This is a genomic window from Acidisphaera sp. S103 (genome assembly GCF_009765975.1).
GTDB lineage: Bacteria > Pseudomonadota > Alphaproteobacteria > Acetobacterales > Acetobacteraceae > Rhodopila.
Genome location: NZ_LMUJ01000111.1, coordinates 305,198 through 324,054 on the forward strand (window position 1 = coordinate 305,198; position 18,857 = coordinate 324,054).

An 18,857-nucleotide genomic window follows, 5' to 3' on the forward strand; every position below is an offset into this window, starting at 1 on the left:
CGAACCATGGCCCGGATTCATAGCATTTCGACCCGCATATGGAAGCAGGCCCCGGCGCTGCGTCTTATGCTGCGATCGATGTTGGCAGGCAGAGGATGAAAATGGACGGTCATACAGGTGGCCTTCAACGGGGCGCTGGCGGACAGGTCGTGAGCAAGTCCGATCTGTTCTTCGGGTTTCTGAAGATCGGCATGCTGGGTTTCGGCGGCATCGCCCCGTGGGCGCGTCACGTCATCATCGAAGAGCGACGGTGGCTGACGGAAAAAGAATTCGCCGCGATCCTGGGTGTTGGCCAGATCCTGCCGGGTCCGAATACCATGAACGCAGCCGTAATGATCGGCGATCGCTTTCAGGGCGTTGCCGGTGTGCTGCTCTGCCTCCTGGGGCAGATGCTGGTTCCCCTGTTCATCGTAACGGCCCTCGGTGCGATCTATGGCCGGTATGCCAACATCCCTTGGGTCAGTGCCGCTGTTGTTGGGGCCGCTGCCGGTGCCGCGGGTCTGGTCATGGGCACGGGCCTGAAGATGGCGCGTAAAATCAAACCGGCGCCGCTCGCGATCCTGGTGACGGTGGCAGCCTTCTTCGCAGAAGGGATTATGGAGTGGCCGCTGGTGCCGGTCGTCCTGGTGCTGGTGCCTCTAAGCGTCATCGCCGCAGCCATGGAGCGCCGGGTATGAACACCACGCTTTTGATCCAGCTTGCGCGGGTTTTCTCCGTCCTGTCATTGGTCTCCATCGGCGGAGTCAACGCCACATTGCCGGAAACCCGGCGGCAAGTGGTCGAGGTTCACGGATGGATGACCAACGCCTCCTTCGCGGATGTTTTCGCGATTTCTCATGCCGCCCCGGGACCCAACATCATCATGGTCAGCCTGATCGGCTGGCAGCTTTCTGGTCTGGTTGGGCTGCTGGTCGCAACACTGGCGATCATGGCTCCGTCCTGCATGCTTGCTTTTGTCGTCTCGCGCGTCCTTGGCCGTTGGTCGGATCATCCTAGGATTGCGTTACTCAAGGCCGGGTTGGTTCCGGTCGCCTTGGGTCTTATCCTCGCGAGCGGCGTCAGCATGATGCGGGCGGCGAACCAGGACATGATAGCCGTCGCTATCAGCCTGTTGACCGCCGGGTTTGTCGTGACGAGTGCGCGCAATCCGCTCTGGGCTTTGACCGCAGGGATGCTGGTGAATGTGGCGGCCTGGCGTTTCTTCTGAAACCTTGTACCTTTCTTGCTTACAATCCCGAACAATCAAAGGGAGTTCCCATCATGAGCGGTTTTGTCGGCGCACAGCACGAATTCCACGATGCCGCGTTCGTACAGGGCTGGGCGGATCGCTTCGTCCCTTCGCCGCCGCGATTGGCTTTGTTCGATATGATCCTTGCCCAGATCGACCAGCTTCCGACCCGCGACCCGAACGTGCTGGAACTCGGCCTTGGCCCCGGCTACATGGCACGGCACATTCTGGAACGTCAGAAGACGCTTCATTACGAAGGTCTCGATTTCTCCGCGGTGTTCTTCGACGTCGCCAAACGAACGCTCGGCGAGCTGGAGTCACGCGTGACTTTCACCAATGTGGACCTGATGGATCAGTCCTGGCCAACGCGCCTGACCCGCCCACCACAGGCTATCATTTCGACCTGGGCGCTGCACGACCTGGGAAGCCCGCAGTCGGTGGCAGATGTCTATGTGCGCTGCTTTGAGACGCTTCCGAAAGGCGGGATTCTGGTGAACGGCGATTTCATCAAGCCGGACGGAACCTCGTGGGAATACGAGGCGGGCCGGTTCGAGATCTCGCGCCATTTAGAGCTGTTGCGGCAGGCAGGTTTTGCTGATCAGGTCTCGCTGCATCATTTTGAGCCCGAGCTAGCTCAGCCAACGCCAGCCCAGAATTATGCCTGCATGGTTGCCGTGAAATAGTGCGGCTAGATCCTCAGTGTTGATGCCATGCGTCACCGCGCAAAACCTATTTGCTTCGGACGGATGTGCAATCCCGTGTGGAAACTTTCCGGGCAGACTCGTAGACGACTACCGACCGAAGATTTCCGCGTCATCTGCCGCGACGTTCGGAGTGTGATTCGGCGTGGAAAAAAGTGCGCTCCGAATCACAAGTGGAATGTCACCTGCATCGGCGCGAACGCTGACATCTGATCAAGGCCCGCGGATCGACGGCCAAGAGGCTTGGTCGACAGGAAGCATACTGTTAGGGTCGATCGCCTGAACCTGCTGGCCCGGCATCCCATCCAGCTTATACACTACAATGTTCACCCCGTCTGGATGAGCCGCTGATGGCACCCGGATGGCGTGCACGGCCTCGCTGATCATCAGGTCGGCTATCAGCCACGTCGGCGGGATGTTGCCACTCGCCACGATGGCTTTCCATGCACATTGGGAATCGATCGTGTTCAAATGGAGGCCGCAGTTGTGGCGATTTCGGTCAGGTCGACGACGCGCTCCAGCTCGACCTTTTTACGGGACTAGAGTGCCAATACGGGTCCCGATGTCCTGCTGGTACTCGGCCCAAGCGGTGGCGACTGGCAGACCTGCGGAGAAGACTTCCGAAAGGTAAAGGGCGGCGCAGCCCGGCCGGTTCCAACGGCCTCCGTGATAAGTCGCCCCCGTCGTGCTGTTGGGAGATGACGACCATTTCGGAGCCATGACCCGCCACAGGCAGTCGTCGCTGGATGCGCCGCGGCGATACGTCCTCAGGACGCCGGGCGGCAATGGCATCAGGCGTAAACGCCGTCGGCCAACATCTGCAGATGTTCCATGACCGCATTCGCCTTACCTTCACGAACCAGATCCATCGCGGTCTTTCCGCCGAACCCGGACAACGGTTGGTTCTTGAACCACAGAACTGCACGCCCCGGTGATCCGCCCTCCATCAACTGCGAGGCTGCTACGAGGATCTTCACAATATCTCCAAGGCCAGCCTGGACTTGCGGGCTCCCAGGGGTCCGCGACAACGTATTTCGGTGCGTTTGCGCCAGCGTGGCTAAGTTCTCCAAGGGTAGTCCGAGCAAATCGGCCACACGGCGCGGCTCGACGCGGCTCTCGTTGGGATTGCCAACGAACTCGAGGATCGGGGAAAGCATGGTGTAGCTCCATACATCGGGCTTCGCACACTATATGCACACATTATGCACATTTCAAGGCGCGCTCGTTTGATGGGGCCTAAGCGACCCAGCCAGGGCGCGCAGCAGTGTGATAAAGCGACGCCATTCACGTGGCAGCTCGCCTCCGGGGTCGGCTGGAAGGGGTAGATACCCGAGATTCCATTTCGGTTCGGCTTCTTCCCGGGGCAGCGACGACCCGGCAATCCCCTCGGTGAAGTCCTTGGTGTTCGGCTACACGACCTCCTCGGCAACACCCAGATAATGCTTGTGCACGGACCCCGCGGGCAAGGCGGCTGCCAAATCCAATAGATGGCGGTGGTGCGTCAGCAGGATCACCTGCACCGAATGGCTGACATCCTGCAACACTCGCAAGGCTGCCAGAGCGCGGGCATCGTCAAAGGTTTGCAGAATGTCGTCACCGATGAACGGCAGCGGCGCATCCGCGTAGTCCTCGATCGCAGCGAGGCGCAAAGCCAGGTAAAGCTGGTCGCGCGTACCCTCGGATAGCTCCCTGATTAGCTGACGCTCCCCGGGGAAGTCCCGTTGAACCAAACTTAGACGGGTCTGGTTCTGGTCGGTTTCCTCCGTCAAGACCCGTGTATATTCCCCATTCGTCAGGCTGGAAAACCGCGCGCTGATGCGCCGCAGCATCTCTGGCTCAGCATCCTGCGCCGCGGAGGCAATGGCCTGCTCCAGCAATTCGGCCGCCACGTGGCAGACCAGGGCCTCCTCCAACGTTCGGCCCATGGTAGCGACAGCTGCCTGCTGATCGGCGGCGGCGTCGGTCGCTCCGGTGGCGATTTCGGCCTGCTGCATTTCCATCGCCAACCGGGCCACCGCTGCCGCCGCCTCCTGTGCCGCTTGCTGAGCGTGACCGAGCCGCTGCCTCGCGTCGTCTAGCCGGGCTGGCAAATCCTCGACCAAGACGGCGCCAACCTCCTGACGAAGCGCCTCAAGCGAGTATGAGTCGCCCGCTTCGAGCAGCTTCTCTTCGGCGCTGGCAAGGGCTGCGGTTTGCCGGGCACGCTCGGCCGCGAGAGCCAGGCGCACCTCGGCGGCCTCGACTGTTTCCGCACCAATCAGCAACAGGATCGCACGCAGGGCGCTTTTTCGGTCGGCCAACTGTTGTTCCGCAAGCTCGCACTGTTTGGCTGTCTCCTGTGCCTGCTGCGAGAGTGAGTCCCGACGAGTCTGGACCTGCCGTTCCTCCTGCGCCCGCCGCTGCAGCGTCGTCACAATGAGGAACGGGTCCGTTGATTCCGAGCCGCCCGGAACACGCGCGGCCATTGCGGCTGCGTCTCGGGCGAAGCGCTCGATATCGCGCTCCATGCCCTCTACCCGAACAGCCGCCGAAGCATGCTCTTTCTGTTTCCCATCCAACTCCGAGAAGACTTGGAGCACGTCGTCCATGACCGCCGGATCTTCAGCAACCGGCCGACCAAGATCGGTCGTGGCACGCGCCCATTCGGCCTGCCACGTTGCAAGTGCCTGAATTGCCTGCTGATGGGCACGTTCGGCATCGGCCAAGTCGGCCTCGGCGCGCTTTTGCTGTGATTCAAGCGCTGCTCGTGTCGTCTCAACCTGGCGGGCCTGAGCCAGTTTTCTATCCGCCGCCATCAGCAGATCAGGCAGCCCGGGCTGCCCGGCCACTTCCAATAGTTCCGCCAAATGGGCAGCCCAGACGGAATGGCTGGCCTTCAGAGCTGCCGAAGCTGCCTCCGCCTTTAGAACCGTATGCCGTGCGTCAATCGCATCCTCACGCGCCTTCAGAAACTGTCGCACATCGCCAAGTCCGGGGGCCGGACCCAGCGGAAAGATGGCGCAGAGCTGTATCCAGGCGGCGTCTGCGGCCGCTGACGACTCCTTGGAGGACTGGTATTGGTCAGCAGCCTTCTGAAGCTTAGTTTCCGCTTCAGCCAACTTGGCCTGGGCAGCGTGGGCGCGCTCGACCAGCGTGGTTTCGTGCACGCGGCGATCGGCGAAGTCGTCGGCATCAGTGACCGCTCGTTCATAGGCAAGCGGCAATGCAAGGCTTTTCGCGAAAGCCCGCTCCTCCTGCGAGGTTGGTGGATCGGCTGTGAATGCCCGCCGGTAAATCAGTTGCCATCCCTCATCCCGATACGCACGGGCACGACTGAGTGCGGCCTCGTCAGGCAGCGGCGCCGGGCCTACCAGCCGGTTTAGCACTTTCTGGGCGGCTTCCCGTTCGGCCTCCAGCGTATGCAACGTCGCGTGGTGCGTCGCGGCGGCGGAGCAAGCCTGCTCCGTTAGTGCCGCCTGCCGCTCGTAAGCCTCAATGGGCAGCGGTGCCAGAGCGGCCAGGGCAATCGCGTCACCGCTCCAGCCAGGCACCTTCGCCATCGCAGTCGTCAGAGCGACTTTGTCGGTGGCTGCCTGCCCTGCGGCATCGTTCGCCTTACGGACAGGATCGCCATCCGCGCGCACTTCCTTCACCAGAGCTTCCAGCCCCGAGAGGTCGCCGGGTGCGAGGAGGGCCTCGAGCTGTTCTCGCGCCTTGTCCCGCTCGCGCGTCCGTTCCTGTATCGTTGCCGGGCCTGGCTGCTCATCCCGTTTGCGGGTCTGATAGTCGTTGATCAATCGGCGGACGCGATTGATTGCCGCCCGCGGCGGCACTGCCTCAGCCGCGCGCTGCACCGGCAGGTCGCGACCCAACTCACGCAAAAAGCCTTCGATCGCCGTCGCTGCCGCATCGGCTTGAGCCTTGACCGACGGCAAGTCAGCCTGCGACTTGCGGGCCGCACCGCTGTCCGTGGCTAATCGATCGATCTCGTCGGCTTCAGCCAGCACCCCTTCATCGACCAAGACTCCGGCGAGTTGCTCCGTAAGGCGACCGGCCGCCTCCTGGTGCCGCTGCGCGCGATCCTCTGCTATCGCCACCTGCTCACGGGCCGCGGACAGGCGCGCTGCCAAACCAGGATCGATCACCGGAGCGTCTGAATTTTCCCGCAACCATTGAGCAGCGCTGTCGATGACCGCAAGCAGTGGACGGACGCGACGGACACGTTCGAGCATTGCAATCTCGGCCGAAGCGAGACCGGCGTTTCGGTTGTACTCGACTTGGCGTTCTTCCTGGGCGTCACGGTCACGCCTGAGTTTTTCCCACTGCTCAGGCTTCAGCAGGCTTTGGTCCTTGCGCCTACGGGCTTCTACATACTGGTCCAGGCCCACATAAAAGGGGCGGCCTGCGACCCTCCGCCTTGGTGCCAGCCCATCACGCGTCTCCTGCAGGCGCTTCCGAATGGCGGGTAGGTCGCGGATTTCCCCGGCTCCGGATGCCAACGCCTGACCCAGATCGCCGTCCGATGCCAGCAGGTCGGCTTCCCCTTGGCGCAGCCGGTCAGTATCCAAAGCGAACAAGCGCTCTAACCGCACGCGGTCGGTGCGTCCGAGAAAGCGCATGACCGTGGCTGGATCGAGCGCCGATCCGTCCGCGTCGACAAGAGTGTTGCCATGACCCTTGCGGCGACCGAACGTGAACGCCTGGTCATCGTGGCTCAGCGCCTCCGCCGCGATCCGCATGTTGGGATAGCCATAGCGGAAGCCCATCGGGCTCTGGCCAGCAATCCCGAACAGCAGATCGCAGAAGGCCGACCGGAGCACGGATTTGCCGCCACCGTTGGGGGCGAGAACCAGGTTCAGGACGCCCTTGCGCGGATCGAAACGGACGTGCTCGTCCTCGAAGCTGCCGTACCGGAACAGGTGCAGACAGGTCAGTCGCATTCAACCTTCTCCAAGCTCGGCACGCAGCAGGGTGCGGGCTCGCTCCAGTATGTCTGCGGGCAACATGCCGCCTTTTACGATCTGCACTGCCGGGTGCTCGTCACCGAGTTCGGCCTGCAGCGACCCCAGTCGATCGAGCAGGTCCTTCGCATACCCCGCGGCACTCGCGCTCAGTTTGGCCAGGTCAGGATCTTCAATTCCGCCTAATACCGCGCTGGGCACTGCAGTTGTCGTTGCAGGTGGCCGCACATTGACCGATACCCTCTCCAGCCAAATCGCATCGCGGCCAGCGATTGCCAGGGCCTCAGCTTTGAGCTTTTCGCCGATGTCTGTTACGTTCCGAACTACTGCGGCGTAAGCCGGGGTTTCTCCACGGAGCACGACACGGGCAGCGAGCAAGCGTCCCTCGGCCCGCTCGAGCGCTTCCCTCAGCAGTTGTCGACCCGCACTCAATACTGCCTCTTCGTCGTTCGCGCCGCTCAGATCCACCTCGATGCGCGCCCAGCGGACGGTGTCGAAGGGAACGAATTCTGGGGGAGCAATGATTCGATCGTCTGTGACCGTGACCAGCATGGCCCCTCGTGGTCCTTCTTCCCTGATGTGTCGCCCCTGTAGGTTGCCGGGATAAACGATCCAAGGGTCCTGGCCGAGCACGGCACGGGTATGAATGTGGCCGAGTGCCCAGTAGTCGTAGCCATGGTTGCTGAGGTTGAGCACGCTGCATGGAGCGTAGTTCTCATGCCCTGGCCGACCGTCCGCGTTCGAGTGCAGCATACCGATGTTGAAATGGCCGGGCGAAGGTGCCGGATAGGCCCGGCTGAGGTCATCCCGGACCGCTTGCGTTGTGAAACCTTGCCCGTGCACCGCGACACCTGGAAGGTTAGAGGGATACCAAGTCTCGGGCCTATCGGTTCGCAGCAGCTTGGCCGGTTCCGGGAACGCGAGTCGGCGGGTTATTGCGCTTTGTGCATCGTGATTGCCGCTGATCGCCACGAAAGGGATTCCGGAGCGACTGAGGCGGCCAATTTGGCCGATCAGGAACTGACCAGTCCGCCAGTCTTGCCATTCGCCGTCGTACAAATCCCCCGCGGCAAGGACAAAATCGACACTTTGCTCGATCGAATAATCCACCAGTGCGGTAAAGGCGTCCCGGCTGGCGCGGCGGATGCGGTCGACCGGAGCATCCGGCTCGGATTCCAGACCGCGGAGCGGGCTGTCGATATGCAGGTCTGCGCAATGAATGAAGCGAAAGGATGTCACCGCATTTTCCTGAATAAGCGTTATGTCTTATGGGAGAGCGCTGACGATTAGCACGCACGCGAGACGATTAGTCCAGAGGGAAATTTGCCTCTCCAAGACAGCGCGCGCCTGGGGTGGACGGATTAGGCCGGAGTCTGACCATCTGGCGGGCGTGTTGCTCCTCGAACTGCACTGGACTTAGATACCCGAGCGCTGAATGACATATTGGACATGTACTCGTCGTCGGCTCGGTCGTTACGCAGCGCGAAATGTAGTGAACTTAAGCGCGATCTGTAGGGGAAATGCGCGATTTCGTGTTTATTTACAATGAGTTCTAGACCCTGAATCTATGAATATATAAGGGGGCCGAATCCGAGGCTGCGGGCGGTCGAGGATGACGAGTCTGGGCCGAGTATCACGGTGTCACACCGGCGGTCGTTGGCGCCGCCGTCAAAGCCACCGTGGCGCGACCTCCGGCGCCAGCGATACCGCACGCGGGGGGCGCGGCGACGTCGATCTGGCGAGCATCGGCAGCACAATCGGATAGCCCCTTGGACCAGAGAGGCTTTCGCAAGGGCAGGGGGGATGATTGCCGGATCTGATTTCAGCGGGCTTGGTACCAATCTCAATGAACATCGGCCAAGCCTCGGGAACGGGGGGCCGTCGTCGCCATCAATGGGCTGTGCCTGACCGGTGAGCTGACCGGCGTTGAAAGCCTCAGCCACAATCGCTACGCCCGCTTGCGGTTATTGAATTGCGGGTCCCGGGCGCGGGGTCCGCCGCAAGCGGTTCGCTATGGTTCGAGTTCTATTGCTGTGGGTTTTCCGTTCCCAACACCGGGGGACTACCGATGACCGTCGCTTAGCTCTCGCGGCCCAGGTCCTTGGGATGAAGGATCAGTTCCTGGAAGTCGCCTGCGGATGCGGGACGCGCCGGGTGACCGGCCTTGGACGAGTGGCCGAAGACCCATGCATTCGGACAATGACACTCGCTACCGTTGCCACGAAAGTCCAATGTGCCGATTGTTTCAGCGGGCCAGACGAGGTCCATCTGACCGCAACAACACACGGCCTGCACCCTCCAGATTTCGCCGGTGATGGCGTTTGGTCCCTCCTGCTATGGCAGAACGCCAGCCGCGGAGGCAGCTACCACAGGCGCCGCATCACCGAGGCGGAATAAACGCGCCGCGGAACCGCTCGACCTGGCCAGAATGGCTCTGAAAGGATTGTTGCCTTGGGCCGAGGTTACGGGTAGCGGAAGCCAATCGTGCCCTTCGCCCCACCGTTTGATCACCGGCGCCACCCACGTTCGACGCGATACCTTTTGGGCGGTCGGCTTCGTCCCTTGATAGAGGTGCTGTTATCGGCTCCATCTTGGCGGCTGAAGGGACGGACGACACACCGGAGGCCAATCGGTTGGTATGGCAGATGGCCCCATCATGCATCGAATGTGATCTATAGGAACGGTCATCAGAAACAATCTCGAGCAGATTTTTCACCCGTGTGGCCGGGCTTCGGGAGTTAAGATTGGCGAAACGCAATTAACGGCGCCGCAAAAGCCAAGATTTTTGCGGCATTCCGTGACTACGACCAAAGATCGCGGCGCATGAGCGCGAATGGTTTGCCGTCGTGCAGAATGGTCTCGACAGTCAGCCACCCCACGCGCGCGTAAATCCGCTCTGCCCTGTTCGTGTAAAGCCATAGTGTCGAAAACGATTGCCTACGGGCTTCTTCCTCTACGGCAGCCACCAACTTAGCCGCATACCCACGGCCGCGAGCCTCGGGCACGACAAACACGCCCGCCAACCAAGGCGTCAAATCCAGCCGTTCTTCCAAATCGTGAGCCGTTATGCTGGCCGTGCCGACAGGCTCATTGTCAACGAGAAGAACAAACGACTGGGGGATTTTGAGCGCCATGGCTGTTGCCCGTTCGGCGCGTTCCAAAGCGTCCTCGAAGGGCTCCTTGTCGCGTAACCACTCGTTCCATCTCCAGCGCACTGTCACCTCGACGAGGTCGGGCCGGGCTATGGCGGACACCACCGACGTTGGCATGAGCCTTCTCTGGCACGGTTGACGGAACCTTTAGCGTGTAGCTGCTGGGAGCAAATGTAAACCGAGCCCTCGGCGCACCAACACTCAAGAATTTTGAGGCAAACGCAGCGCGCCATGCCGCCGGTGAGCGTTGTTGCCGGGAAGTCGCATTAGCGGTCGAGCCCCGCCGAATCATAGAATTGATTCAGTTCCCGTGCCGTTGCCAGCTTCATCTTGGGCAACGTGATGCGGTCGAACATTTCGCTATAGCGCTTGCGATTCGCGCGGGTAGTTATGGCGATGTGGTGGATCATCTCCCATTTTACGCTGTCCCGGTTACCTTCTAGCGCCCCGCGCCGGTCGCCCGCGAACCATGAGCGCCGCAGGTATCGGAGAAGGCTGGTCACCGCCGGGACGTCCAGGAGAATGAAGCCTGTTGCCCTTTCCAGCCGCTGCGGCAGACACCGCGAGTAGTTGCCGTCCATGACCCAGCGTGGCGCCAGGATCGTCTTGTCATGCAATGCAATGAACTCCGCCTCGGGGCGGGGCTGCCAGTCCGTGTTGGGCAGGTGATGAAGCTGATCGAGATGGACTGCAGGCAGGTCGCGCAAGCGTCCGATGGCCGCGGCCAAGGTGGACTTGCCGCTGTTCGACGGACCCATAATGCAAATGCGAGGCCCAAGTTCTTCAATGGTCATGGCGCGGCATGCATATCGGCTCGGTAGCTAGCTGGCGACGCCTTTCATTTGCGGTCGGAGAGACACAAGCCAGCCGTTCGTCATCGTCCATAAGCATGGCTGCGCATAATTCAAAAATTTCGCACCGACTTGACCTGTCCGTCGAAGGGTCGCTCCTCTTGCAGGGCCGATAGCCCTTCGGTGCGTGTTTCGCAGAAGTCGAACTCTCCATTTTTGATGCCGTCAACAAACACCCGCCACTCATCTATCGTAAATACAACGGTAGTCCGCATCCGATCTGACGAATTTCGGACGGCTACAAATCCATCTTTGTGAGCCACTTCGGCGCAAAACCAGAGATAAAGACATGCTTGTGGCTTCACAAAATTCGCAAACGGCACATCGGTGTTAGCCAAGTCCCTGTTTATTTGCCTCTCCGTGTCTCGGAGATAAGACTTAACCACACTTTCATCGACGGAGTTTAGCCAACCCGCCCACTCAGCGAAGCCAACCGGCAGCCTTCGCAGCCATGTTTTCAGAAGGGCTATCATAGAGGAGCCTCACTTTTCTAGCGTGCCTGCGTATTCCTTGAGCATCTGGATTGCCACCCTCGTTATGACGGTTTTGATGGCTGCGAACGGAAAGCCGTAACTAGCCACCCCCAGTAGCGCATACAGGGATGTGCCGGACAGGCTTGACGCTGGCCATCGTCCTTCAATCACGGCGGGGGCTATCAGAACCATCAGAAAAGCACTCGCAGGGACGAACAAAACCACTTCTAACCACAAAGATCTTCCAAGTCCCCGTTTCACCAAGGCGTTCTCAGCCGCGGTTCTCTGATCGGCGCGCTTGAACAATATGGTTAGATCGCGCGATCGGACGATGAGGAAGAGCAGCTCTGCCGAGAGAAAGGTGAGCGTTTCAGCAGGCCAGCCAAGCATCCCTCATGCTCTCCCCAGGGTGACCGTGCGGATCGGCGTCACAGTGTCACCCCCCAATCGCCTGGACTGAAGTGACTATCCCAAGCGCCGGATTATACAGTGAGACGGGAGAGCCGCCTACCTTATGATGGTGGATGATGCAGAATTTAAGACTTTCGCACCGTGGGCGGGCTGGCTTGGTCGTTGAGGGGGAGACGCATGGCACACCGCGTGTTCTCGGCAAAGCCGCTTTCGACCTCCTTCCGCAGCAACACGGCCAAGCGGGTATCAAGATGAGATGCGCTCAAGACCTTGAAGCCCACACGGCTATAGAAGGGCGCATTCCACGGGACCTGGCGGTACGTCGTCAGCGTCACAGCTGACAAATGATGTGTCACAGCCCATTCAATTGCTGCTGTGAGCAGGGCACGGCCAGCGCCATGTCCCTGAAACGATGCAGCCACCGACATCTCGTAAATGTGGAGGTCGTGCTCTGCTATCACTTCAGCGCTCAGAAACCCGACGGGCGTGTCGTGCTCATCGGCAGCGACCCAGCAAGTGCCGCCGCGGATGCGACTGGAATGCACGGCTTCGTCCAGCACTTCCCCGTCCGCGATCCATTCGAGTCCGGCCATCGTCCTGAAGCTCTGGGCCGCTGAGCGTTCAAGGGCAGGCAAAATGGCGGCGTCAGCCTCTCTGGCAAGGCGTATAGGACTGATCATAATGGCAGCTATAACACGACCGCGCAGGCTGCTGTGTAGACGTCAAAAATTCAGCAATGAGAATTTGATATCTGGGAAATGAACATGACAAAAAGACAACGGGTCGTCCCACCGCTGCCGGAGCGCACGAACCAGATTGAGGCAAATCAGCCTCCGGGCGACGGCGCTCCAGGGGCGTGCCGTCGCACAAATTGTCCACGTGACCGGCGACAAATCTGGCCGCGCGTCGTCGTCCTGACCGGCATCGCATTCGCAGGGTTGTCAATCGCGCAGGCCCGCGCGGAAACGCCCACGCCCGTTTGCACGGGCAACGCCCCACCACAACCGATACCGGCGAGCCTGACCCCGGCCATCAACGCTCTATTCGGAATCAATATGCCTCCCGAAGACGCAGTTGCAACCACAGTATTTCGCTGCGTTGACGGACGCATGCTGGTCTGCACAGTGGGAGCGAATTTGCCCTGCGGCCCGGCTAACACCAGTCGCGTGCCGAAGTCGGGTGTGGTAGATTGGTGTCACGGACATCCCAATGAACCGTCTCTCCCGGCGGCTGTAGTCGGGCACGACACGATGTTCGCTTGGCAGTGTCAGGAGGGTGTACCGCGTATCACCCGCCAAGTCCTCGATGTCGATGATCAAGGTTTCATCAAGCAGTATTGGAAGGTACTGCGTTAGGCATCCCAAGACGATAGCGTTATGATACGGCCGTAGCGGTGCCCTTGTTGGCCGCGTAGCCTCTCGGTGGCGGCGACGCCTTGCATATGGAAAACCGGCGGGTTTTATGCAGCGATGTCCTGATGAACCGCTGACGGGCTGGGGATCGAGACGCTAGGTTAGCGCATCGCCGCACCTTTTGCTTCCCGTGCATCACGGAGACACAGTAGATGACCGTAACTTTTGCCCATTCCCGCGCGACAGAGTTGCCCATAAAGATCCCTTCCATCGGGCTCGATCTTTACGTCCGGTTGCCCCCCATCATGAGCGACGGCGAGTTCTGCTTCATCGAGACGGTCAATGCACCCGGAAAGGGACCGCCGCAGCATCGCCATCGGGAGGTGGAGATCTTTCGCATCATTGAGGGACGTTATCTCTACCAGGTCGACGGACACCGCTTCTTCGCGGAGGCCGGTGACGTCGTCAGCATTCCTGGCGGCGCGGCGCACGGCTTTGTCAATGTAACCGATGCGCCCGCCCGCCAGTATATACTCATTGCTCCGGCTCTGGATGCGGTGGCTTTCTTCACGGAGCTTGCTGCAACAATGCGCGACGGAATTCCAGATCGGGCGGCCCTGAACGCTTTCGGGGGGAAATGGGGCGTCGAGTTTCTTGGGCCGCCGCTCAATCCGCACGATCAGCCGTTCGACTGACGTTATGGCAGCCCGCGGTGACTCGGACTCTCGGGCGGCGCCAGGCACTATGAGCGGCGCACATCCGGATCATGGCGTCGAGGCTGTTCAGAGCGGTAACGATCCACGTGTCGAGCATCGCATCGAAATTGCAGGCAACTGCCCCTGTCCCTTCGGGGTCACGGCCTGCGTCGCGTTCCGAGCCAGTCTCCCGTTCAAGGCGGCGGCGGTCTGCGTGGCGTCCACCGCACTGCTTGGTGACGCCGTGGGGCACGTCCACCAGATGATGATCGCCGGGAACTTCGCTGCGGGAAATGCTGGCGTTCCGTTCTGGACCGATGTCATCGTAATGATGTTGGCGATTGTGCTGCTGGCGGTCGCATGGCGGCAGCACGAGGATGTCCTCTAAACGATCAGGTTGACCGTTTTCCCTTTGTAAGCTTCAGGCTCACCCACGCGGGCGCATGATCGCTCGCGCCTTCCTCGCCACGCACATCACGGTCGACACCGGCCGCGGCCAGCCTCTTTTCCGCCCGCCCATTCAAAAGTAGGTGGTCCAACCGCAATCCGGCATCCCGTGGCCAACGGTTCCGGAGATAGTGCCAGAACGTATACATCGGCTCGTTGGGGTGCATCTTGCGTATTGCGTCCGCCCAGCCCTGTTCGAGCAGCCGCCGGTAGCAAGCCCGAGACGCGGGTTGGACCAAGGCATCCTGAGCCCATGATTTTGTTGGGTAGATATCGAAATTTGTGGGAACGACATTGTAGTCGCCCGCCAGTATCACCGGCGCATCGGTGTCGAACAGCGCGGCTGCGTGCGAAATGAGCCGTTCGAACCACGCGAGCTTATAGGCGAATTTCGGTCCGGGTTGCGGATTGCCGTTCGGCAAGTAGATGCAGCCGATGAGCACGCCATTCACAGCTGCCTCGATATAACGGCTCTGCTTATCGTCCGGATCACCGGGCAGGCTTCGGCGGGTCACTACGGGATCCTTGCCACGGGCGAGGATAGCGACCCCGTTCCACGTTCGCTGCCCCTGCCAGACGGCGCTGTAACCCGCATCATTCAAAGCAGCTTCCGGGAAAGCCCTGTCCTCGGACTTGAGTTCCTGAAGGCAGACGACGTCAGGCTTCGCGACGTCGAGCCACTTCAGGAGGTTCGGCAGGCGGCGGTTCACGTTGTTGACGTTGAGGGTGGCGATTTTCATGGGTCAGGCGTCGCATTGCTGGGTGCCTGGCCTTCGTCAACCAGTCGCGCGAGCGCCTCGTCGGCGCCGGTGCCCTTGGGGATGATTAGTATCTTACCGGGCCTGCTGGCATTGAGCGCCGTCACTGCTTTCTTAGGACAGATCCCAATGCAGCGCGTCTCGAGGATCCGGACGCCTCGCTTGTGGCCTTTAGCCGTCAGTTCGGCCCGGAGCGCCGTGCGCAGGGTCTCCTTGCCCTTGCGCCCGTAGCCGCCTTTCATTTTGCCAGAGCACTTGCGGCACAGAAGGATGACGGTGCTCCAAGGCGTCGGGCGGACGCGGACGAGAATGGGCATGTGGGGAGTGCACCTTCATCAGATTTGCCGCTTATACATGGCTAAAGACGTCTCCGCTGGTCAGGCCTTTTTGGGAAATCCAGCGACGAAATCGGACGTTTCGCCAATCGTGACCGGAATCGCAATCAAATGGTGATGATGAACTCCGGCGACTGGATCTGCAGCTTGACGATCCTGACTTCATCGACAAGCTGAATGATGGGCAGCTTGTCGAGACAGACGGAGTACTCATACGCAGCCCCGGACCCACTTATGACCTGGCATTTTGACGAGTTCCGGTTTGGAATACTCGACAGGCGGCAAATGTGTTTTGCTGCATCTTTCCGTATCCTACTCGGTGAACGGCATGCGCGCTAAAACGGTGACGATCAAACTGGCCGGTGGCGGCATCGTCTCCGGTCTCTTGTCGTCGCCTTCTCACCCGACTGCCGGTTATCTCTTCGCCCATGGCGCGGGTGCCGGGATGGATCACGCGTTCATGAATGCGGTTGCCCAAGGGCTGGCTGACCGGGGTATGGCAACGCTCCGATACCAGTTCCCTTACATGGAAGCGGGGTCAAAGCGTCCGGACCGTCCGGAGATCGCGCGAGCAACCGTACGGGCCGCCGCTAATGTCGCCACCGACCTCCTGCCTGGCGTTCCCCTGTTCGCAGGCGGTAAGTCCTTCGGCGGACGCATGACGTCGCAAGCGCAGGCGGAGGAGCCGCTACCCGGCGTCGCGGGGCTGGTGTTCTTCGGCTTCCCGTTGCACCCCGCAGGTAAGCCGAGTGTGGATCGGGCGGAGCATCTTGCGGCGGTGACGGTGCCGATGCTGTTCCTTCAAGGCACGCGGGATACGCTGGCCGGAATGAACTTGCTGGTGCCAGTGGTCGAGAGGCGAGGTGCGACGCTATTCAGCGTTGAGGGCGCGGATCATAGCTTTCATGTGCCGGTACGATCCGGGAAGACGGACCAGCAGGTGATGGGCGAGATTCTGGATGCGATGGCGGTGTGGATCAGACGCCAGTCGATGAGCGGATCAACGTGAGCGTAGATTTGGAAATATCTCGTGGCCTGCTCGACTTCCGCGCTGACCTTGATCTGCCGACCCACGCTGCCCTCCGCAAGGACCGTCCGGCAATCCCGCATTGCGGGGCGGGTGGACGGGCTGCACTGGCCAGGAAGATCGCCTGACCTAGGATTTGCGGACCTCCGAAATGTCCGGCATTTTGGCGCAGATACAACAAAACTAGCGCTTGACCGTTCCGAACGGATGCCTCTCAGCTTGAGTTTCTGCCGTTTCGGGCTCCCGCTTGGGGCTGGCCTGCAAACTTTCGTGCCGTCGTCGAGACATTGAGTTCGGGTGCACCCCAGGTGGTTGCAGGCGGTAGCTTACGTAAATCAGACCAAGCCAACTCGAACTGCGCGGAGCAGATGTCACGGATTGCAGATCAGGAACCTATAATACTCCCAGCGATGGGAGGGCCTGATGGCTTCGATTCCGACCGTTACAATGGGAAGGTCGGGTTTGATGACGACGAAGCGGTCGAACGCTTCGAGGACTATGTGGAGTGGAAAGGATGACCGAGGCACATCGCATGATTGACGGGGCGGAAGACCTGCTTCACGACATCGAGCGTCATGACACGCGGAGGAAGCGCGTGGGGTGGACCCGTTCGGACCGCGGTTCGGCGGCGGTGATGCGCCGCATCGGGCTCAGTGACGAGGAAATCGTCGAGAGACTTGGTTATAACTCCCTCGAATCTGAGACCCTTGATGCCCACGAAGAGGCGTCGACGGTGAGGCGATAGTGCCGGGCGAGCCGGATTTGATTTCCGGACACGATCGACACGGCGGCAGGCATGCTACGTGTTTGGGCATGACACGGACCATACGATGTTCGAACTGATCAATTACCCCCAATCCGTGGTCGGGATGCAAAAGAAGTTCGCATACGTCTCTTGCACCTATAAAATTTATAGGTATATGGATGGATAGAAGGCAGGCTGAGGCAGAGATCCACAAGATCGCAGCGTCTGATTCGGGACAGGTATTTCTGTTGGTTCACGCGAAGAGGAGGAAGCCGGACATAGGCAAATATCCGCTAACGAAGGCGGAAATCGTCAGTGTTTTGGAAGCAGGGCGCATCTCTGAAGGGCCATCGCCGGACCTTGTTGTTAAGGATGGGTGGAAATTCACGATGACCAGAACGTCCGATGGGCACACATACTGCGTAGCTGGGGTCTTGGTCCCGGAAACGGAGATTCTTGTTATCACGGGATACGAGGACCGTTCAAAACGCCCCGCCCGGGCGCCGCGACTGCCTGGCGGGATCGGCGGCGATGAACGGGACACGGAATGAGCCGAACGGAGAGCGATATGAAGGCTTACCACTATACAGAATGCGGCCTGGACGACGTCTGGCTTACAGGTGGCTTCGAGGAGAAAACCTTCGGCGAATATGGCACTGCCGTGGCTGTCCATGATGAGAAGGGTCTTTGGAAGGTTTTGGCCCGCAACATCGTGCGACAGGACCGCCGGATGGTGGGTCAGGAACTCAAGTTCCTGCGCACTCTGCTGGATTGGACGCAGACCGATCTCGGAAAGCGCCTTGGGTATAATGACGGCCAGACCGTAGCAAAATGGGAGAAGGCCCGGCATGACGCCGTGCCGCTGAATGCGGACACATTCGTCCGTGCCACATACTGCGAGAATCTCGGCGAGCGACCGATGGTGACCCGGGTGAACAGTAGGTTGCTGGAGATCCTGGACGTCGCGGCAAGACAGTGCCGCCGGGTTTTGGAGGAAGGTCCCATGGGGCAGTGGACGGCGAAGGAAGCTCCGTCCGAGATGGAGTTTGCCAAGATCGCGCGGGTTTGATCAACGGCCAATCGACCTCCCCTTCTTACCAACCTCTTGTTCAACCGGGCGCCGCGGGCGATGGGCCAAATTAGCGGGACGCCTTTGTTCTTTAATCGTGGCTCATTTGGCAAGCCCGAGCAGATGCCCGGCATTATGTAGCAGATACACCAAAATAACCTTTATCAACGATTAGCGTTGAAGCGTGATAATATGGGCGATCTATCCAAGGAGCGCCCGATGACTGATCCCGTCCTGTCTGCCCTCACCAAACGACGCGCCGAACTGGTCGCGGAAGCCCAGGCAGCCGACGCCAACCTCCGCCGCGCCCTATCCGACATTGAACATCTCGACGAGGACATCCGTATCTGTGACCCCGCCTACCGGCCGCGCAAGGTCCAACTGACCCGAGCCGAGATTGTGGACGTATCGCGGTCCGCGCTGGGCATCCTACGTAAGGCGACGGCGCCCATGACGCTGCGCGACATCACCTACGGCGTGATGGCCGCGAACGGGCTGGACCAGATCGACGCGCAGCACGTCCGGGTCATGATAGAGCGGGTACGGCAGGCGCTATACAGACAGCGGATGAACGGGTCTGCAGATTCCAATCCATCGCGGCCACCTGTTACGATTTGATCGCGGCCAGGCTACCGATTTGATGGCGGCCACCATTCCAATCTGATCCCGGCCA

The 18,857-nt window shown here is 60.4% G+C and carries 19 protein-coding genes and 1 pseudogene; 9 read left to right on the forward strand and 11 right to left on the reverse strand.

What is annotated here, in order from left to right; translation table 11 throughout:
* The first annotated feature begins 95 nt into the window (after window positions 1-95).
* The 3 genes from GSQ89_RS37515 to GSQ89_RS37525 are packed head-to-tail and all read left to right on the forward strand — an operon-like array spanning window position 96 to window position 1,911.
* Window positions 96-677, forward strand: coding sequence for a chromate transporter (locus tag GSQ89_RS37515; RefSeq protein WP_158933205.1), 582 nt, complete (start codon window positions 96-98; stop codon window positions 675-677).
* Window positions 674-1,207: a chromate transporter gene (locus tag GSQ89_RS37520; RefSeq protein WP_158933206.1), complete on the forward strand. Its 534-nt coding sequence runs from the start codon at window positions 674-676 to the stop codon at window positions 1,205-1,207. The genes GSQ89_RS37515 and GSQ89_RS37520 overlap by 4 nt, the downstream gene beginning before the upstream one ends.
* Window positions 1,208-1,260: 53 nt before the next feature.
* Entirely contained in the window at window positions 1,261-1,911 is a 651-nt protein-coding gene (locus GSQ89_RS37525) for a class I SAM-dependent methyltransferase (RefSeq protein ID WP_158933207.1), read from the forward strand.
* 231 nt (window positions 1,912-2,142) lie between these two features.
* Here the strand turns inward: GSQ89_RS37525 and GSQ89_RS40490 are convergent.
* The 9 genes and pseudogenes from GSQ89_RS40490 to GSQ89_RS37570 all read right to left on the reverse strand — a co-directional run bounded on the left by GSQ89_RS40490 (window position 2,143) and on the right by GSQ89_RS37570 (window position 12,349).
* Window positions 2,143-2,721, reverse strand: a pseudogene (locus GSQ89_RS40490) (RES family NAD+ phosphorylase).
* Window positions 2,721-3,086 carry an antitoxin Xre/MbcA/ParS toxin-binding domain-containing protein gene (locus GSQ89_RS37535; RefSeq protein WP_158933209.1) on the reverse strand — a complete coding sequence of 122 codons (366 nt, stop codon included), beginning with the start codon at window positions 3,084-3,086 and terminating at the stop codon, window positions 2,721-2,723. Before GSQ89_RS37535 ends, GSQ89_RS40490 begins: the two are co-directional and overlap by 1 nt.
* A gap of 252 nt (window positions 3,087-3,338) precedes the next feature.
* Window positions 3,339-6,848, reverse strand: coding sequence for an AAA family ATPase (locus tag GSQ89_RS37540; protein ID WP_158933210.1), 3,510 nt, complete (start codon window positions 6,846-6,848; stop codon window positions 3,339-3,341).
* The gene (locus GSQ89_RS37545; protein WP_158933211.1) at window positions 6,849-8,108 is read right to left on the reverse strand and encodes a DNA repair exonuclease; all 1,260 of its coding nucleotides are present in this window, start codon (window positions 8,106-8,108) and stop codon (window positions 6,849-6,851) included.
* Between the two features lie 1,562 nt (window positions 8,109-9,670).
* Entirely contained in the window at window positions 9,671-10,138 is a 468-nt protein-coding gene (locus GSQ89_RS37550) for a GNAT family N-acetyltransferase (RefSeq protein ID WP_158933212.1), read from the reverse strand.
* Window positions 10,139-10,287: 149 nt separating this feature from the next.
* Window positions 10,288-10,815, reverse strand: a complete 528-nt coding sequence (locus GSQ89_RS37555) for an AAA family ATPase (protein ID WP_158933213.1) — start codon at window positions 10,813-10,815, stop codon at window positions 10,288-10,290.
* 110 nt (window positions 10,816-10,925) lie between these two features.
* Window positions 10,926-11,345 (reverse strand): DUF397 domain-containing protein, encoded by a 420-nt coding sequence (locus tag GSQ89_RS37560; RefSeq protein WP_158933214.1) that lies wholly within the window; start codon window positions 11,343-11,345, stop codon window positions 10,926-10,928.
* Between the two features lie 9 nt (window positions 11,346-11,354).
* Window positions 11,355-11,735 carry a hypothetical protein gene (locus GSQ89_RS37565; RefSeq protein ID WP_158933215.1) on the reverse strand — a complete coding sequence of 127 codons (381 nt, stop codon included), beginning with the start codon at window positions 11,733-11,735 and terminating at the stop codon, window positions 11,355-11,357.
* A gap of 146 nt (window positions 11,736-11,881) precedes the next feature.
* Window positions 11,882-12,349, reverse strand: a complete 468-nt coding sequence (locus GSQ89_RS37570; protein ID WP_254073561.1) for a GNAT family N-acetyltransferase — start codon at window positions 12,347-12,349, stop codon at window positions 11,882-11,884.
* A gap of 971 nt (window positions 12,350-13,320) precedes the next feature.
* On the opposite strand from GSQ89_RS37570, the gene GSQ89_RS37575 reads away from it, so the two are divergent.
* Both GSQ89_RS37575 and GSQ89_RS37580 read left to right on the forward strand, forming a co-directional pair.
* A complete protein-coding gene (locus tag GSQ89_RS37575; protein WP_158933217.1) occupies window positions 13,321-13,803 on the forward strand; it encodes a cupin domain-containing protein in 483 nt (160 codons plus the stop codon).
* Between the two features lie 49 nt (window positions 13,804-13,852).
* The gene (locus GSQ89_RS37580; protein ID WP_158933218.1) at window positions 13,853-14,191 is read left to right on the forward strand and encodes a DUF6790 family protein; all 339 of its coding nucleotides are present in this window, start codon (window positions 13,853-13,855) and stop codon (window positions 14,189-14,191) included.
* Window positions 14,192-14,195: 4 nt separating this feature from the next.
* Here the strand turns inward: GSQ89_RS37580 and xth are convergent, their stop codons facing one another.
* A complete protein-coding gene (gene xth, locus GSQ89_RS37585; protein WP_158933219.1) occupies window positions 14,196-14,990 on the reverse strand; it encodes an exodeoxyribonuclease III in 795 nt (264 codons plus the stop codon).
* Complete coding sequence (locus GSQ89_RS37590) at window positions 14,987-15,325, reverse strand: (2Fe-2S) ferredoxin domain-containing protein (RefSeq protein WP_158933220.1); 339 nt, start codon at window positions 15,323-15,325, stop codon at window positions 14,987-14,989. Before GSQ89_RS37590 ends, xth begins: the two co-directional genes overlap by 4 nt.
* A gap of 346 nt (window positions 15,326-15,671) precedes the next feature.
* Between GSQ89_RS37590 and GSQ89_RS37595 the strand changes: the two genes are divergently transcribed.
* The 4 genes from GSQ89_RS37595 to GSQ89_RS37610 all read left to right on the forward strand — a co-directional run bounded on the left by GSQ89_RS37595 (window position 15,672) and on the right by GSQ89_RS37610 (window position 18,802).
* Window positions 15,672-16,352: an alpha/beta family hydrolase gene (locus GSQ89_RS37595; protein ID WP_174254981.1), complete on the forward strand. Its 681-nt coding sequence runs from the start codon at window positions 15,672-15,674 to the stop codon at window positions 16,350-16,352.
* Between the two features lie 532 nt (window positions 16,353-16,884).
* Window positions 16,885-17,115, forward strand: a complete 231-nt coding sequence (locus tag GSQ89_RS37600; protein WP_158933221.1) for a hypothetical protein — start codon at window positions 16,885-16,887, stop codon at window positions 17,113-17,115.
* A gap of 568 nt (window positions 17,116-17,683) precedes the next feature.
* A complete protein-coding gene (locus GSQ89_RS37605; protein WP_158933222.1) occupies window positions 17,684-18,184 on the forward strand; it encodes a helix-turn-helix transcriptional regulator in 501 nt (166 codons plus the stop codon).
* 219 nt (window positions 18,185-18,403) lie between these two features.
* The gene (locus GSQ89_RS37610) at window positions 18,404-18,802 is read left to right on the forward strand and encodes a hypothetical protein (RefSeq protein WP_158933223.1); all 399 of its coding nucleotides are present in this window, start codon (window positions 18,404-18,406) and stop codon (window positions 18,800-18,802) included.
* The last annotated feature ends 55 nt before the right edge of the window (window positions 18,803-18,857 follow it).

Coding starts and splice junctions, on each gene's coding strand:
- GSQ89_RS37580 (WP_158933218.1), top strand. CDS start 13,853: ATGAGCGGCGCACATCCGGATCATGGCGTCGAGGCTGTTCAGAGCGGT.
- GSQ89_RS37605 (WP_158933222.1), top strand. CDS start 17,684: ATGAAGGCTTACCACTATACAGAATGCGGCCTGGACGACGTCTGGCTT.
- GSQ89_RS37600 (WP_158933221.1), top strand. CDS start 16,885: ATGACCGAGGCACATCGCATGATTGACGGGGCGGAAGACCTGCTTCAC.
- xth (WP_158933219.1), bottom strand. CDS start 14,990: ATGAAAATCGCCACCCTCAACGTCAACAACGTGAACCGCCGCCTGCCG.
- GSQ89_RS37535 (WP_158933209.1), bottom strand. CDS start 3,086: ATGCTTTCCCCGATCCTCGAGTTCGTTGGCAATCCCAACGAGAGCCGC.
- GSQ89_RS37555 (WP_158933213.1), bottom strand. CDS start 10,815: ATGACCATTGAAGAACTTGGGCCTCGCATTTGCATTATGGGTCCGTCG.
- GSQ89_RS37520 (WP_158933206.1), top strand. CDS start 674: ATGAACACCACGCTTTTGATCCAGCTTGCGCGGGTTTTCTCCGTCCTG.
- GSQ89_RS37610 (WP_158933223.1), top strand. CDS start 18,404: ATGACTGATCCCGTCCTGTCTGCCCTCACCAAACGACGCGCCGAACTG.
- GSQ89_RS37565 (WP_158933215.1), bottom strand. CDS start 11,735: ATGCTTGGCTGGCCTGCTGAAACGCTCACCTTTCTCTCGGCAGAGCTG.
- GSQ89_RS37595 (WP_174254981.1), top strand. CDS start 15,672: ATGCGCGCTAAAACGGTGACGATCAAACTGGCCGGTGGCGGCATCGTC.
- GSQ89_RS37575 (WP_158933217.1), top strand. CDS start 13,321: ATGACCGTAACTTTTGCCCATTCCCGCGCGACAGAGTTGCCCATAAAG.
- GSQ89_RS37590 (WP_158933220.1), bottom strand. CDS start 15,325: ATGCCCATTCTCGTCCGCGTCCGCCCGACGCCTTGGAGCACCGTCATC.
- GSQ89_RS37550 (WP_158933212.1), bottom strand. CDS start 10,138: ATGCCAACGTCGGTGGTGTCCGCCATAGCCCGGCCCGACCTCGTCGAG.
- GSQ89_RS37515 (WP_158933205.1), top strand. CDS start 96: ATGAAAATGGACGGTCATACAGGTGGCCTTCAACGGGGCGCTGGCGGA.
- GSQ89_RS37560 (WP_158933214.1), bottom strand. CDS start 11,345: ATGATAGCCCTTCTGAAAACATGGCTGCGAAGGCTGCCGGTTGGCTTC.
- GSQ89_RS37525 (WP_158933207.1), top strand. CDS start 1,261: ATGAGCGGTTTTGTCGGCGCACAGCACGAATTCCACGATGCCGCGTTC.
- GSQ89_RS37570 (WP_254073561.1), bottom strand. CDS start 12,349: ATGGCCGGACTCGAATGGATCGCGGACGGGGAAGTGCTGGACGAAGCC.
- GSQ89_RS37540 (WP_158933210.1), bottom strand. CDS start 6,848: ATGCGACTGACCTGTCTGCACCTGTTCCGGTACGGCAGCTTCGAGGAC.